The organism is Sulfurihydrogenibium subterraneum DSM 15120, from assembly GCF_000619805.1.
GTDB lineage: Bacteria > Aquificota > Aquificia > Aquificales > Hydrogenothermaceae > Sulfurihydrogenibium > Sulfurihydrogenibium subterraneum.
In genome coordinates, this window is sequence record NZ_JHUV01000003.1 from 1 (window position 1) to 16,336 (window position 16,336).

A 16,336-nucleotide genomic window follows, 5' to 3' on the forward strand; every position below is an offset into this window, starting at 1 on the left:
AAGTAGAGAGAGGGCAAGTATTAGCTAAACCAGGAACAATAACACCACACAAGAAATTCAAAGCACAAGTATACGTATTAAGCAAAGAAGAAGGCGGAAGGCACACACCATTCTTTTTAGGATACAGGCCACAGTTTTACATAAGGACAGCGGACATAACAGGGACAGTAGTTGCATTACCAGAGGGACAAGAGATGGTAATGCCAGGGGACAACGTAGAGTTAGAAGTAGAGTTAATGGTACCAGTAGCTATGGAAGAGCAGATGAGATTTGCAATCAGAGAAGGTGGAAGAACAGTAGGTGCTGGTGTTGTTACTAAAATCTTAGATTAATGTGAGGAAGAAGTATGAGAGAAATAATAACTCTTGCTTGTACAGAGTGTAAAAGAAAAAACTACACTACTACTAAAAATAAAAGAAAACATCCTGACAGATTAGAGTTAAAGAAGTACTGTAAATTCTGTAAAAAACATACTTTACACAGAGAGATAAAGTAGTATAGTTTATGCGGGGTAGTAGCTCAATTGGTAGAGCAGCGGACTCCAAATCCGCAGGTTGAGGGTTCGAGTCCTTCCTGCCCCGCTTTGGAGACAAAATGAAAAAGTATATACAGTTTATAAAGGAAGTTTATGAAGAGCTAAAAAAAGTCACTTGGCCTTCTACGGATCTTGTAAAAACGGCAACGGCTACGGTTTTAATATTTACATTAATTATTGCTGTTTATCTTTGGGGGTTAGATTTACTATTTGCAAAAATAATTACCTTCATATTAGAGAGGTAGAGAGTGGATGTCTGAAGAAAACTTAACACATCAAGATAATTTAGAAAATCAAGAAGCACAAGAAGAAAAAAAATGGTATGCTTTATATACTCAATCAAATTTAGAAATAAAAGCTAAAGAAAACTTTTTGAAAAATTTACAGCTTAACGGTTTAGACTATTTAGTAGACGAAGTAATAGTACCAGCGGAAGAAAAAGTAGTAATTAAAGCTCAAGGAAAAGAAAAATATAGATTATCTTTGAAAGGGCAAAACAGGGAAATTCCTGTTGAGGGCAAAAAAGGAATTACAAAGTTTTTGATAGAAGATGGAACAGTAAGAGTATTAGAGAGTGTAGAAGGGGACGAAGATTGTGTAGCTCACAGCCCAATTTTTAAACCTGGACAAAAGATAAGTTGTAAAGAAAATAGAACTGAAGCAAGAATAGTTTTAGAAAATAAAATATTTCCTGGATACATACTCATAAAAGCAAAATTAACAGATGATTTGATAGATTTAGTAAAGAAAACTCCTTATTTGATAGGTTTTGTAAGTGCAGGTGGAGTTCCAGTACCATTAGATGAAAAAGATGTTATGAAAGTATTATCACAGATACAAAAAGGAACTCCAAAAGTTAAAAAATTACTCTTTACAAAAGGAGATATGATAAGAGTTATAGAAGGTCCTTTTATGAACTTTACAGGTACTGTTGATGAAGTATTCCCAGATAAAGAGAAATTAATAGCTTTAATAACTATATTTGGAAGAGCAACACCGGTTGAACTTGAATTCTCCCAAGTGGAGAAAATTTAGCCTGTCGGTTCAATCTGGTAATTTTTTGACAGGTAAGAATTCAAGGAGGTGTAAGTAAAAATGGCAAAGAAAGTTACAGCAACTGTTGAGCTAATGATTCCAGCTCAACAAGCAGCTCCATCTCCGCCTGTTGGACCTGCATTAGGACAACACGGCGTAAACATTATGGAGTTCGTAAAGAGTTTCAATGCCGCAACGGCAAATATGAAACCCGGTACTATAATTCCGGTAGTAATTACTATTTACTCTGATAGGTCTTTTACCTTTATCCTCAAAACTCCACCAGCATCTTATCTTTTAAAAGAAGCAGCAGGTATAAAAACTGGTTCCGGAGACCCAAAGAAAAATAAGGTTGGTAAAATTACTGTTGCACAGCTTAAAGAGATTGCTCAGATGAAGCTTAAAGACCTTAATACAGAAGATATAGAAATGGCTATGAGAACTATCGCAGGAACAGCTCGTAGTATGGGAATTGAAATAGAAGGATACAAGGGGTAGTAACCATGGCGAAAAGAGGAAAAAAATACTTAGAAGCTTTAAAGCTTGTAGACAGAGAAAAGGCTTATGATTTAAACGAATCTATTAGTAAGTTGAAAGAAGTTTCAAAAACTCTTCAAAGAAAGTTTGATGAAACTGTAGAATTTATAGCAAGGTTAGGGGTAGATCCAAAGTATGCAGACCAAATGGTAAGAGGTTCTGTAGTTTTACCCCATGGACTTGGTAAAGAGTTAAAAGTGTTAGTAATTGCTCAAGGAGAAAAGTTGAAGGAAGCTGAAGAAGCTGGATCAGATTACGTTGGTGGAGAAGATCTTATAAACAAGATAGCTAACGAAAACTGGATAGACTTTGATGTAGTAATAGCAACTCCTGATATGATGCCAAAAATGGCAAAGTTGGGTAAGATACTAGGTCCAAGAGGATTAATGCCTAACCCTAAAGTCGGAACTGTTACTACTGACGTGAAGAGAGCGGTAACAGAAGCTAAGAAAGGTAGAGTGGAGTTTAAGGTAGATAAAACAGGAAATGTCCATGTACCTGTTGGAAAAATATCTTTTGATGATCAAAAATTAAAAGAGAATATTTTAGCAGTCTTAGATGCGTTAATAAAAGCAAAACCGTCAGGGGCAAAAGGGCAATACTTGAAAAATGCTGTTATCAAAACAACTATGAGTCCATCAGTAAAGCTTGATTTGGCAGCATTACAAAAGTCTTTAGAAACTAAGGCTGCATAAGGAGAGGTAAAATGGCAACATTAGAAAGAAAATCTATTCAAAAGAAAGCAGAAATAGTCCAAGAGATTAAAGAGAAGATAGAGAGATCTCCTGTAGTGATCCTGTTAGATTTTAAGGGTATAGATGCAAACTCCATAACCGATTTTAGAAAACAGTTAAGAAAAAGCGGTGCCGAAATGAAAGTAATTAAAAATACTCTCCTTTATAGGGCTTGCAATGGCACCCAACTTTATGATAAAATAGATATCTTCAAAGAACAAACTGCTGTAATATTTGGTTACGAAGATGCTGTTGCTCCTGCAAAACTCTTAAAAGAGTTTTTAAAAGGAAAGGAAGAAGCTAAAGTAAAAGGTGGCTTGGTTGAAGGTGTTTATGCAGATCCACAAAAAATTGAATACCTTGCTTCACTACCAAGTAAAGAAGTACTTGTGGCTCAGCTATTGGCTGTTCTTCAAGCACCTATTACTAACTTTGTACGTGTACTTAATGCTTTACCACAAAAGACAGTTTTAGTTTTAGATGCAATTAGAAAAGAGAAAGAAAAACAATCTTAAAAAATTTTTAGATAGGAGGTTTTAATACTATGGCAACAATCACAAGAGAAGAGATTAAAGAAGCTATCAAGTCTATGACAGTTTTAGAGTTGGCACAACTTGTTAAAGATTTAGAAGAAGAGTTTGGTGTTTCTGCTGCTGCTATGGTTGCTGCTGCTCCAGCTGCTGCAGGTGGTGCTGCTGCTCCAGCTGCTGAGGAAAAAACTGAATTTGATGTTATCTTAGCAAATCCTGGAGCTAATAAAATTAACGTTATAAAAGTTGTTAGAGAAATCACTGGTCTTGGTTTAAAAGAAGCTAAAGACTTAGTAGACGGAGCTCCAAAACCAGTTAAAGAAGGAATTTCTAAAGAAGAAGCAGAACAAATTAAGAAAAAATTAGAAGAAGCTGGAGCTACTGTAGAAGTTAAATAATAAAGTTGAAATTACTTAATATTAATTCAACTTTTAAAGCAGTTTAAGGTAGGCTATCCCTTCAGGTGGTAGTCTACCTTTCTTTATTTTAAAACTAAATAAGGTGGTGTAAGGATGAGAGTAATAAAAAATCTAAAGTCAAACCCTTTTCGTAAAAGCTTATCTAAAAGAAAAGAAATTATATCACCTCCTGATTTACTTTCTGTAGTTAGAGAATCTTTTGAAAATTTTACACAATTCCATGTTAATCCTCTCAAAAGAGACCCAAATAAAGGAATAGAAAATCTGTTTAGGACTTCATTCCCATTTGTTGACCCAAATGGTCAGCTTGAAGTTAGATACGTAGGTTATGAAATTGGAGATTGGGAATGTGGTAAGTGTGGAAAATCTCTTCCGGAAGAAGTGTTAGGAGGTCCAGAAGTTGATTGTCCCCACTGTGGAAGTCCTTTAATATACAAAGAAAAACTAAGTGTAGATGAATGTAAATATAAAGGTTTAACATATAGTGCTCCTTTAAGAGTTTTACTTGAGTTAGTTATAAATCATATAGACCCAAAAACAGGAGAAGTTGTTCCAAAAACAATAAGAAAACAAAAACTTTATTTTGGTGAGCTGCCTCTCCTTACAGATTACGCTTACTTTATGATAAATGGTAGTGAAAGGGTAATAGTTTCTCAGTTGATTAGATCTTCTGGTATATTTTTCTCAGCAAAAGAGGATAAAACAAAAGATATTATAACAAGAATAATATACGAAGGTAGTATAATACCAGAAAAAGGTTCTAGAGTAGAAGTTCAGTATGCTACCAATGCTGAAATTTTTTATGCAAAGATAGACAGAAGAAAAATATTAGGTACTACTTTAGTTAGAGCATTTGGATGCGATACAGCTTACAAAATACTAAAAACATTTTACGGCAAAGTTGAAAGATATAAAGTTGTAAATGGAGAATTGGTTGAAGAAAATACAGGATTACCAGTCTCACTAGAAGAATTATCAAATAAAGATATATTTATAACCTATGTTACAGAAGAAGTTTCAGATAAAGGTCAACCCGTTTCAATAAGATACGAAAAGCATGTTTCTGCCGAAAATTTAGCTTCTTACATAAACGACGATAGATATAAGATAGAAGAGATTGTGGCTGTTGAACCTCAAGTATGTAATAAATCTCCTTATCAAAGAATATTAGTCGAAACACTAAAAAAAGATGAACCTAAAATAAATGCTATGTTCTCTTTTAGGGATGCTGCTTTAGTCGAAATATACAAAAAAATGAGACCTACAGATACTGCAGTTCTTGATCCTAAGGCATTTATGAAAAGAGCAAGAGAGCTTTTTGAAAATACCTTTGAAGATTACCAAAAATACGACCTCTCAAGGGTTGGAAGAGTTAAGATAAACGCCAAAGTCCATAATGTACCAAAAACTATTAAACCTTTAGATTTAGAAGATTTCTTTGAAAAGTTTCCTCCTCTTATGTTAGACGAAGATGTAAAAATAGGAGATAATGTATACCCTGCAGGAACAAAGATAGATAAACAGCTAGTTGAAGAGTTGAAAAAACACTCCTTTAAAGAGATAAAAGTTAAAGAGTACTTAGATGAAGAAGCAAGAACTCTTCAAATGGCAGATATTATCGCCATAGTTAAGTACTTACTTGAATTAAGGTATGGAAAGAAAACTTTAGATGATATTGCTCATTTAGGAAACAGAAGAGTTAGACCTGTTGGGGAGTTGCTTGAGGTTCAAGCTAGAGCTGGTATTGCAAGAATGCAAAAAGCATTTAAAGATAGAGTGGCTACTGTAGATATAGAAGACCCTCAGCTAAAGCCAAGTGAGTTAATTAACCCGAGATATTTAGTAGGAACGGTTGTAGAGTTTCTAAAAGGTGGTCAACTTTCTCAATTTATGGATCAAACTAACCCTCTATCTGAACTAACCCATAAAAGAAGACTATCTGCATTAGGACCAGGTGGTTTAACAAGAGATAGTGCTAAGTTTGAAATAAGGGACGTTCACCCATCCCATTACGGTAGAGTTTGTCCTATTGAAACTCCAGAAGGTCAAAATATTGGATTAGTTTCTTCTATGACAGTTTACTCAAGACTAAATGAGTTTGGATTTTTAATAACACCTTACAGAAAGGTTGTTGATGGAGTAGTAACAAACGAGATTGAATACTTAACAGCTTACGATGAGGAAAAATACGTTATAGCTCAAGCTAACGCAGAAATAGATGAAAAAGGTAGATTTACTTCTGATAGAGTTCTTGCTAGAGCATACGGAGATATAAGACTTGTTGATCCTAAAGAAGTTCATTACATGGATATATCTCCAAAACAAGTAGTATCTCCATCTGCATCACTAATTCCATTCTTGGAACATGACGATGCGAACAGGGCTCTTATGGGTTCTAACATGCAAAGGCAAGCTGTACCTCTTATTAAAACAGAGTATCCATTAGTTGGTACAGGAATGGAAGTTGTAATAGCAAAAGATAGTGGTTCAGCTGTTGTTGCTAAAAGAGGTGGGGAAGTTGCAAAAGTTGATGGAAACTCAATAACTATAAAGGTAAACGAAAATGAAATAGACCCTTACGATCCACTTGATATAGGAATGGATATATATGAACTCAAAAAGTTTAAAGGGTCTAACCAAGCTACGTGTATAAACCAAAGACCTTTAGTAAGAGTAGGTGATAGAGTAGAAAAAGGGGCAGTTATTGCAGATGGAACTTCTACTTATAAAGGTGAACTTGCCCTTGGTAAAAATGTTTTAGTAGCCTTTATGCCGTGGAGAGGTTATAACTTTGAAGATGCAATCGTTATTTCTGAAAGATTAGTTAAAGATGATGTCTTTACTTCTATACATATAGAAGAGTTTGAAGTTGAAGCAAGAGAAACAAAACTCGGTCCAGAAGAAATTACAAGAAATATACCGAACGTAAAAGAAAGATTACTTGCAAACTTAGATGAACATGGTATTGTGAAAGTAGGAACTTACGTTAAACCTGGCGATATTCTTGTAGGAAAAGTGACTCCTAAGGGAGAGTCTACACCTACTCCTGAAGAAAAACTACTACTTGCTATCTTTGGAGAAAAAGCAAGTGATGTTAAAGATACATCTTTGAGAGTCCCTATCGGTATTGAGGGTGTTGTCGTTGATGTCCAAATTTTTGCTAAGAAAAGAAAAGATAAAAAGGAAAAAAGAGAGAAATATTTTGATACTCTTATAAAACAAGAGATAGAGAAGTTAAACGCTGAACTTGAAGAAAAGAAAAAGTTTATATTAGAAAGAAGAGATGAGAATTTGAGATCTCTTCTACTTAGAACAAAAGTCTCGAGGGATATTAAAGTTGGTACGGAAGTTATATTAACAGAAGGAGAAGAGTTAACAGAGGAAAACATAGACAAAGTAATTAAAATAATCGCTATAAATCCTTCTAACTTTATAAAAAATAAAAAGACAGCAGGTCTTGCGAAAGATATATCTGATAAAGCAAAGAGCCAGATAGAACTCTGGGAAAAGATATATCAAAGAAGGAAAGAAACTTTAGAGGAAGGAGCTGACTTAAAGCCGGGAGTAATCGAGCTTGTAAAAGTTTATATTGCACAGAAGAGGAAAATCCAAGTTGGTGATAAGATGGCTGGTAGACACGGTAATAAAGGTGTAATATCCGTTGTCTTACCTGTTGAAGATATGCCCTTCTTAGAAGATGGAACCCCGGTAGATATAGTTTTAAACCCACTTGGTGTTCCTTCTCGTATGAACGTAGGACAGATTTTAGAAACACACCTTGGACTTGCAGTTAAAAAACTTGGCGAAAAGTTAGGAAAAGAGATTGAAAATATATACGATAGAAATAAGATTATAGAGAAGATAGTTGAGTATTATTCCATAGTTAATCAAACCGAGAACAAAATTCTTACAAAAAAGAGAAAAGAAGATACAAAGGAACTTGAAAAAGCTTTAAGGGAACTAGATGATGAGTCGTTGAAATCTTTAGTAAAAGACTTAAAGAAGATAGGTATTCCTGTTGAAACAGCTATATTTGAGAGTGCTACTGAAGATGATATTAAAAGATTGTTAACAGCTGCTGGTCTCAGAGACACAGGAAAAGTTAAACTTGTTGATGGTAGAACTGGAGAGCCTTTTGATTTAGAAGTAACTGTTGGATACATGTACATGTTAAAACTTGTTCATATGGTTGATGATAAGATACACGCTCGTTCTACTGGTCCTTATTCATTAATTACTCAACAGCCACTTGGTGGTAGAGCTCAGTTTGGTGGACAAAGATTTGGTGAAATGGAAGTTTGGGCGTTGGAAGCTCACGGTGCAGCTTATACCTTAAGAGAAATGCTTACAGTTAAATCTGACGATATTGAAGGAAGAAAAAGAGTTTATGAAGCAATCATAAAAGGAAAGCATTACTATGATATTGGAGTTCCAGAGTCGTTTAAGGTATTGGTTAGAGAGTTGAAAGCGTTGGGTCTAAACGTTGAGTGTATCACAGACGATCAAGTCCAGTCTTGTGATACATCGGAAGAAAAGAAACCTACAGCATAGTTAGGAGGAGCTACCTTGGAAGCTAAAGAAAGGAAAAATTTTCAAAGATTTGATGCAATAAGATTATTACTCGCTTCTCCGGAAGTGATTAGATCTTGGTCTCATGGTGAAGTAAAAAAACCCGAAACTCTTAACTATAGAACGTTAAAGCCGGAAAAAGACGGACTTTTTGATGCAAGAATATTTGGTCCAATAAAAGATTATGAATGTTTATGTGGTAAGTATAAAAAGAAAAAATATGAAGGAACGATCTGTGATAGATGCGGTGTTGAAGTAACAAGGTCTGACGTAAGAAGGGAAAGATTTGGACATATAGAATTGGCCTCTCCTGTTGTTCATATATGGTACTTAAAATCAACCCCTTCAAAAATAGGTAGTCTCCTAGACCTTACATCAAGAGATATTGAGAGAGTTGTTTACTTTGAATCATATTTACTTATAGAACATCCTACCGAGGAAGAAGAAGAAACTTTTGAAAAAGACCCTAAAACTCTACCAATATTAGAAGGTGGACTTACAAAATTTGTTAAACTCTCTGTAATAAGTGAAGAAGAGTTAAGGCAGAAAGAGTACGAGTACTCAAATACTGAAAAGTATGAGTACGGTATGGGAGCTGAAAAAGTAAAAGATATTCTCTCGCGTATAGATATGGAAGTTCTTGTTAGAAAGTTAAAGAAAGAATTACACGGATATGCAGGAACGTTTGATGATTTAAATCTTGAATTTAAACTTAACTATCCAAGGATTTACAATAAAGCAATTGCTGAAATAGCAAGAAAGTTCCAAGAAGTAGGTTTAAGGTTTGGTGATGTAGAACCTACAGAAAGAGAGATAGATGCTGTAATTGCCCAAGGATACTATGTAGTTATAGAACCTGGAAATACTGAATTGAAATTTGGACAGATAATCAATATAGAAAAAAATCAACTCAACGAATCTGTGGTTGCATTAACAGGAGCTGAAGCCTTAGAAAAACTCTACAAAGCATACAGAGAAAAAGTAAAAGAGATACCTATATTTGAGACTATAAAAGAAGCAGTAAGAAACGTTATCCTTAAAGAAGGAAGCGATGCAAGATTAAAAAAACTTATCAGAAGGTTAAGATTGGCAGAAGGATTTTTACATTCTGGCAATAAACCTGAATGGATGATTTTAGATGTTCTTCCTGTCATTCCACCAGATTTAAGACCTCTTTTACCTTTAGATGGAGGAAGATTTGCAACATCAGACCTTAATGATTTATATAGAAGAGTTATAAACAGAAACAATAGATTAAAAAGGCTTATAGACCTTGACGCTCCAGAAATAATTGTTAGAAACGAAAAAAGAATGCTTCAAGAGGCTGTTGATGCCCTTATAGACAATGGTAGAAGAGGAAGAATTGTAACTCAGAATAACAGGCCTCTTAAATCTCTTTCTGACTCCTTAAGAGGAAAACAGGGTAGATTCAGACAGAACCTTTTAGGTAAAAGGGTTGACTACTCTGGACGTTCTGTTATCGTTGTAGGACCAGAGCTTCAAATGCATGAGTGTGGTCTTCCAAAACAGATGGCTCTTGAACTATTTAAACCATTTATATACAGAAGACTTGAAGAAAAAGGATACGCAACTTCTATAAAAAGTGCTAAAAGACTTGTTGAAGAAAAGGCGCCTGAAGTTTACGAATGTTTAGAAGAAGTTGTAAAACAACATCCTGTACTTTTAAACCGTGCTCCAACACTTCACAGAATGTCAGTTCAAGCGTTTGAGCCAAAACTTGTAGAAGGAAAAGCTATAAAACTTCATCCATTAGTCTGTCCTCCGTTCAACGCAGACTTTGACGGAGACCAAATGGCTGTCCACGTACCTCTCTCTGTAGAGGCTCAACTAGAATCCTACATACTAATGCTATCAACTCAGAATATTCTATCTCCTGCACACGGAAAACCAGTTACAATGCCTTCTCAGGATATAATTCTTGGTATCCACTACATGACTCAGGAACTACCCGGAGCAATCGGAGAAGGAAAAGTATTTGCAAGTGAAGAGGAAGCTAAATCTGCTTACGAACTTGGTAAAGTAGATTTACTTGCTAAAATAAAAGTAAGAAAAGAAGGTAAGATTGTAGAGACAACTGTTGGAAGATTAATATTTAACGAGATACTTCCAAAAGGATACAAATTTGTAAATGAAGTTTTAGACAAGAAAAAAATATCTAAGATTATATCTGACATATATGAAAAATACGGAAACGAAATAGCCGCTCAAACGTTAGATAAAATTAAAGAAACAGGATTTAAGTTTGCAACAAAAGCAGGAGTATCTATAGCTGTCTCTGACCTCGTTGTTCCAAAAGAAAAAGAAAAAATATTAAGCAGAGCTATAAAAGAAGCCGAAGTCGTATGGAATCAGTATGTAGACGGAATTATAACAAAAGGTGAAAGACACAACAAAGTTATAGATATATGGTCTAACGCAACAAACGAAGTTGCTTCTAAGATGTTTGAAGAGATAGAGAAAACAGAAAGAGTAGAAAATGCTAAAAAATATCCCGGTTACTTTAATCCAGTTTATATGATGGCTTCATCAGGTGCAAGAGGTAGTAGAGACCAGATAAGACAGCTTGCAGGAATGCGTGGACTTATGGCAAAACACTCTGGAGAATTTATAGAAACACCTATTATGTCAAACTTCAGAGAAGGACTATCTGTAGTAGAGTACTTCATATCTACATACGGTGCAAGAAAAGGATTGGCAGATACAGCATTAAAAACAGCTGTAGCAGGTTATTTAACAAGAAGACTTGCAGACGTAGCTCAGGATGTAATTATAACAGCGGAAGACTGTGGTACTCTAAAAGGAATTACTGTAGGATCAATAATAGAAAGTGGAGAAATTATAGTACCATTTAAAGATAGAATTATAGGAAGATATTCAGCAGAGGATGTTTTTGACCCTTATACAGGAGAACTTATACTTCCTGCTGGAGAAGAGATAACAGAAGAAATTGCTAATAAGTTTGAAAAGGCAGGAATAGAAAAAGTTAAGATAAGATCTGCTTTAACCTGTGAAATGGAACACGGGGTTTGTGCAAAATGCTATGGAAGAGATTTATCTCAGAAAAAATTAGTTGATGTAGGTGAAGCTGTTGGTATAATAGCAGCTCAGTCAATAGGTGAACCCGGAACACAGCTTACTATGAGAACATTCCACATAGGTGGTGCTGCTACAGCAAAAGCAGTACAAACTCAACATATAGCAACAGAATCAGGAATTGTAAAACTTCAAAACGTTAAATACGTTGTAGATAGAAAAGGAAGAAAGCTTATCATTAACAGAGAAGGCTCTATAAAAATTGTTAATGAAGAAGGAAAAACTTTAGAGAGATTCCCAGCTCCTTACGGTGCTGTCTTATACGTAGAAGATGGACAAAATGTGAACCCTGAAAAAGTACTTGCAGAATGGGAACCATTCAGTGATCCAATAGTAATTGAAAAAGGTGGAGAAGTAGAATTTAGAGACGTTATTCTTGATGTAACTCTTAAAGAAGAAAGAGACAACATTACAGGAAAAACAAGTTATGTAATAACATTCTTAAGACCAAAAGATGCTCAACTTCACACTCCAAGAATGATAGTTAAAGATGATGAAGGTAAAGAGTATGTATACGACTTGCCTGTTAATACAATACTTTTAATACCGAAAGAAAACCTTGAAGAAGTTTGGGATAAATGTTTCTCATGTTCAGAAGTTGAAAAAACAGATGTGTTCCATAAGTATATACAAGTCAAGAAAGGCTTTAGAGTAAATGAAGGTGATGTTATTGCTAAAATACCAAAAGAGAAAGCGAAAGTTAGAGATATAGTTGGTGGTTTACCAAGAGTTGAAGAGTTGCTTGAAGCAAGAGAACCTAAGAATAAAGCTATTATCTCAGAAATAGATGGTATAGTAAGAATATATGAAGATGCTAAAGAAATCACGATAATAAATCCAAAAGAACAGAAAATACAAACTTACAAAATACCAGAAAATACATTTGTTATTGTAAAAAATGGTAGTTTGGTAAAGACTGGACAGAGTTTGGTAGACGATGGTTCTATAAAAGCTGAATTTGACGGAATGGTAAGATTAAAAAGTGAAGGATCCCGTATTGTTGTATTTAACAAAGAGACAGGACAACAGAAAGATTATAAAGTACCAAAAGGTAAGTTTATAATAGTTAAAGATAATGCTGTTGTAAAAGCAGGAGATTCTTTGACAGATGGTTCTCCAAATCCTCACGATATTTTAAGAGTAATGGGTGTGGAAGAATTAGCTGCATTCCTTGTAAAAGAAGCACAGATAGTTTACAGGCTCCAAGGTGTAGAGATAAACGATAAACACTTTGAAGTAATAATTAGACAAATACTTAAGAAAGTTAAGATTGTAGACCCTGGGGACGGTAGATTTTTATTAAACGAAATAGTTGATAAAGATGATTTAGAAGAGGAAATTAGAAAAGTTATAGAAGAAGGAGGAAGACCTCCAAAAGCAGAACCAGTTTTAGTTGGTATAACTAAAGCATCATTGACAACAAGAAGTTGGATATCTGCAGCATCTTTCCAAGAAACAACAAGAGTTTTAGCAGACGCTGCTGTAGAAGGAAAAGTAGATCCATTAAAAGGATTAAAAGAGAACGTAATTATAGGTGGTTTAATACCTGCCGGAACAGGAATAGAGGAGTATGCTGAGGTAGAAGCAGCTTTAGAAGAGAGAGAATCTATAATAGAAGAGAATTAATAAAAGGGAGCTAAATGCTCCCTTGATTTTTTTTACTTTTTCTTTTATAATAATTTTTTCTAATTTTAAAATGGAAAAATTTTGTTTATATTTTAGGAGGATAGCAGTGCCAACTATAAACCAATTAGTTAGAAAAGGTAGAGAGGTCGTAAAGAAAAAGTCAAAAGCTCCCGCATTACAAGGTAACCCCCAGAAAAGGGGCGTCTGTGTTCGTGTTTATACAACCACTCCTAAGAAGCCAAACTCTGCTTTAAGGAAAGTTGCAAGGGTTAGATTGTCTAACGGGATAGAAGTTACATGTTATATTCCAGGAATAGGACACAACCTCCAAGAACACTCTATCGTTTTAGTCAGGGGTGGAAGGGTTAAGGACCTACCTGGAGTAAGATATAAAATAGTGCGTGGTGCTCTTGATGCTGCTGGTGTTAAAGATAGAAAACAATCTCGTTCTAAATACGGTGCTAAAAGACCTAAACCAGGTCAAGCTGCAGCTGCTGGAAAGAAAAAGTAATTAAAAAGGAGAGGTAAGAATGCCAAGAAAAGGATCTGTAAAACCAAGAGAAATAATGCCCGATCCGATTTACAGGGATGTTTTGGTACATAAGCTCATTAATAAGGTTATGGTTGATGGTAAAAAATCAGTTGCAGAGAAGATAGTTTACGGTGCAATGAAAATATTGGCAGAAAAAACAGGAGAGCAACCATTAGAAGCTTTATACAAAGCAATTGAAAATATAAAACCGATTTTAGAAGTAAGACCAAGAAGAGTTGGTGGAGCTACTTATCAAGTTCCAATGGAAGTGCCACCTAGAAGACAAATCTCTCTTGCTCTAAGATGGCTTGTAGAGGCTGCAAGAAGTAGAAGTGGAAGAGGAAACTACACAATGTTGGAAAAACTATCTAATGAATTATTTGATGCTTACAATAATAAAGGAAATGCAGTTAAGAAAAAAGAAGATACCCATAGAATGGCTGAAGCAAACAAAGCATTTTCACATTATAAATGGTGATAATTAAAATTGAAAACTAAATTAGAAATTTCGGAGGAAAAATAAAAATGCCAAGGCAAGTACCGATTGAAAAATTAAGAAATATCGGAATTGTAGCACACATAGACGCAGGTAAAACTACAACCACAGAAAGAATACTATTTTATACAGGAAAAACTTATAAAATTGGTGAAGTTCATGAAGGCGCTGCCACTATGGACTGGATGGAGCAAGAAAAAGAAAGAGGAATTACAATTACAGCAGCGACAACGGCAGCTTACTGGAAAGGATATCAATTGAACATAATTGATACACCGGGGCACGTTGACTTTGGTGTTGAAGTTGTCAGATCTATGAAAGCTCTTGACGGTATTGTATTTGTTTTCTCGTCTGTTGAAGGCGTCCAACCTCAGTCTGAGGCAAACTGGAGATGGGCAGATAGGTTCCAAAAGCCAAGAATAGCGTTCGTAAACAAAATGGACAGAGTTGGAGCAAACTTTTTTGGCGTTTATGAAGATATGAAGAAAAAGTTAGGAACAAATCCTGTTCCTATACAAATTCCTATTGGAGCTGAAGACAGTTTTATCGGTGTTGTAGATTTATTTAAAATGAAAGCTATTGTTTGGGATGGAGACGAACTTGGAGCTAAATTCTCAGAGAAAGATATACCTTCCGATTTAGTAGATTTAGCTCAAGAATGGCGAGATAAAATGATAGAAGCTATAGTTGAAACTGATGAAACCTTAATGGAGAAATACTTTGCTGGCGAAAGTATTTCTGAAGAAGAACTTAAGACAGCTTTAAGAAAAGCTACTATAGAGAGAAAACTTGTTCCAATGCTTTGTGGAACAGCTTTCAAGAATAAAGGAATTCAACCATTATTAGACGCTGTAATAGACTTTTTACCTTCACCTTTAGATTTACCTCCTATAAAAGGTACGAATCCAAATACGGGAGAAGAGGCAGAAAGAAAACCTTTAGATGAAGAACCTTTCTGTGCGTTGGCATTCAAAGTTATGGCAGACCCATACGCAGGACAGGTTACATACTTTAGAGTATACTCTGGTGTTGTAAAAGCTGGACAAACAGTCTTAATCTCAAATAAAGGTAAAAAAGAAAGAGTTGGTAGAATACTTAGAATGCACGCAAACCAGAGAGAAGAAATTACTGAAGTATACGCAGGAGACATTGCAGCCGCTGTTGGTATTGATGCAACTACTGGAGACACACTTTCTGATGAAAAAAATCCAATTATCCTTGAAAAAATGGAATTCCCTGAACCTGTTATTGCTATGGCTATAGAGCCAAAAACTAAGTCAGACCAAGAAAAACTCTCTCAAGTTTTAAATAAGTTTATGAAAGAAGACCCGACTTTTAAAGTTTCTGTTGACCCAGAAACAAACCAAACGTTAATTCACGGAATGGGTGAGTTACACCTTGAAATTATAATAGATAGAATGAAAAGAGAGCATAAACTGGAAGTTAATGTAGGTAAACCACAGGTTGCATACAAGGAAACCATTAGGAAAAAAGCAACAGCTGAAGGTAAATTTATAAGACAGTCTGGTGGTAGAGGTCAGTATGGTCACGTACGGATTGATATAGAACCAAATCCAGAAAAAGAGTATGAATTTGTGGACAAAATTGTTGGTGGAGTTATACCAAAAGAGTTTATTCCTGCAGTAGATGAAGGAATAAAAGAGGCTATGAATCAAGGTGTTGTTGCAGGTTATCCTGTTATAAATGTTAAGGCAACTCTTTTTGATGGTTCATTCCACGAAGTTGACTCTTCTGAAATAGCTTTTAAAATAGCAGGTTCTATGGCATTTAGAGAAGCTATGAAAAAAGCTGATCCAGTTCTCTTAGAGCCAATAATGCACGTTGAGGTTGATACTCCAGAAGATTATATGGGTGATGTAATGGGAGACCTTAACAGAAGAAGAGGAAGAATACTTGGAATGGAAAAGAAAGGAAACACTCAAACTATAAAAGCAGAAGTTCCTTTGGCAGAGATGTTTGGATACGCTACAGATTTAAGATCTCTAACACAAGGTAGAGCTACATTTGTTATGACGTTTGAAAGATATGAAGAAGTTCCAAGACATATAGCTGAACAAGTTGCAGGTCAAAGAAATAAATCTCACGATTAAAATAGGAGGTAAAGATAGATGGCGAAAGAGAAATTTGTAAGAGGGAAAGAGCACCTAAACGTAGGAACAATAGGGCACGTAGACCACGGTAAAACAAC

13 protein-coding genes and 1 tRNA gene are annotated in these 16,336 nt (G+C 35.1%); all 14 read left to right on the plus strand.

What is annotated here, in order from left to right:
• Nucleotides 1-332 (plus strand): EF-Tu C-terminal domain-related protein (locus Q385_RS08735; RefSeq protein ID WP_037919286.1); only part of this gene is annotated, 332 nt, incomplete at its 5' end.
• A gap of 14 nt (nucleotides 333-346) precedes the next feature.
• A complete protein-coding gene (gene rpmG, locus Q385_RS0100465) occupies nucleotides 347-496 on the plus strand; it encodes a 50S ribosomal protein L33 (RefSeq protein ID WP_012674056.1) in 150 nt (49 codons plus the stop codon).
• A gap of 12 nt (nucleotides 497-508) precedes the next feature.
• A tRNA-Trp gene (locus Q385_RS0100470) sits at nucleotides 509-581 on the plus strand.
• Nucleotides 582-594: 13 nt separating this feature from the next.
• Nucleotides 595-780, plus strand: coding sequence for a preprotein translocase subunit SecE (gene secE, locus Q385_RS0100475; protein ID WP_028949788.1), 186 nt, complete (start codon nucleotides 595-597; stop codon nucleotides 778-780).
• A gap of 7 nt (nucleotides 781-787) precedes the next feature.
• The gene (gene nusG, locus Q385_RS0100480; RefSeq protein WP_028949789.1) at nucleotides 788-1,570 is read left to right on the plus strand and encodes a transcription termination/antitermination protein NusG; all 783 of its coding nucleotides are present in this window, start codon (nucleotides 788-790) and stop codon (nucleotides 1,568-1,570) included.
• 60 nt (nucleotides 1,571-1,630) lie between these two features.
• Nucleotides 1,631-2,068, plus strand: coding sequence for a 50S ribosomal protein L11 (gene rplK / locus Q385_RS0100485; RefSeq protein WP_028949790.1), 438 nt, complete (start codon nucleotides 1,631-1,633; stop codon nucleotides 2,066-2,068).
• Between the two features lie 5 nt (nucleotides 2,069-2,073).
• Nucleotides 2,074-2,802, plus strand: coding sequence for a 50S ribosomal protein L1 (rplA, locus tag Q385_RS0100490; protein WP_028949791.1), 729 nt, complete (start codon nucleotides 2,074-2,076; stop codon nucleotides 2,800-2,802).
• An 11-nt stretch (nucleotides 2,803-2,813) separates the two neighbouring features.
• Entirely contained in the window at nucleotides 2,814-3,356 is a 543-nt protein-coding gene (gene rplJ, locus Q385_RS0100495; protein WP_028949792.1) for a 50S ribosomal protein L10, read from the plus strand.
• Nucleotides 3,357-3,385: 29 nt separating this feature from the next.
• A complete protein-coding gene (rplL, locus tag Q385_RS0100500; protein WP_028949793.1) occupies nucleotides 3,386-3,769 on the plus strand; it encodes a 50S ribosomal protein L7/L12 in 384 nt (127 codons plus the stop codon).
• Nucleotides 3,770-3,883: 114 nt separating this feature from the next.
• Nucleotides 3,884-8,341: a DNA-directed RNA polymerase subunit beta gene (gene rpoB / locus Q385_RS0100505; protein ID WP_028949794.1), complete on the plus strand. Its 4,458-nt coding sequence runs from the start codon at nucleotides 3,884-3,886 to the stop codon at nucleotides 8,339-8,341.
• A 15-nt stretch (nucleotides 8,342-8,356) separates the two neighbouring features.
• Nucleotides 8,357-13,099 (plus strand): DNA-directed RNA polymerase subunit beta', encoded by a 4,743-nt coding sequence (gene rpoC, locus Q385_RS0100510; protein ID WP_028949795.1) that lies wholly within the window; start codon nucleotides 8,357-8,359, stop codon nucleotides 13,097-13,099.
• A gap of 106 nt (nucleotides 13,100-13,205) precedes the next feature.
• Entirely contained in the window at nucleotides 13,206-13,610 is a 405-nt protein-coding gene (gene rpsL / locus Q385_RS0100515) for a 30S ribosomal protein S12 (RefSeq protein WP_028949796.1), read from the plus strand.
• Between the two features lie 19 nt (nucleotides 13,611-13,629).
• Nucleotides 13,630-14,109 carry a 30S ribosomal protein S7 gene (gene rpsG / locus Q385_RS0100520; RefSeq protein WP_028949797.1) on the plus strand — a complete coding sequence of 160 codons (480 nt, stop codon included), beginning with the start codon at nucleotides 13,630-13,632 and terminating at the stop codon, nucleotides 14,107-14,109.
• 47 nt (nucleotides 14,110-14,156) lie between these two features.
• The gene (fusA, locus tag Q385_RS0100525; protein WP_028949798.1) at nucleotides 14,157-16,238 is read left to right on the plus strand and encodes an elongation factor G; all 2,082 of its coding nucleotides are present in this window, start codon (nucleotides 14,157-14,159) and stop codon (nucleotides 16,236-16,238) included.
• The last annotated feature ends 98 nt before the right edge of the window (nucleotides 16,239-16,336 follow it).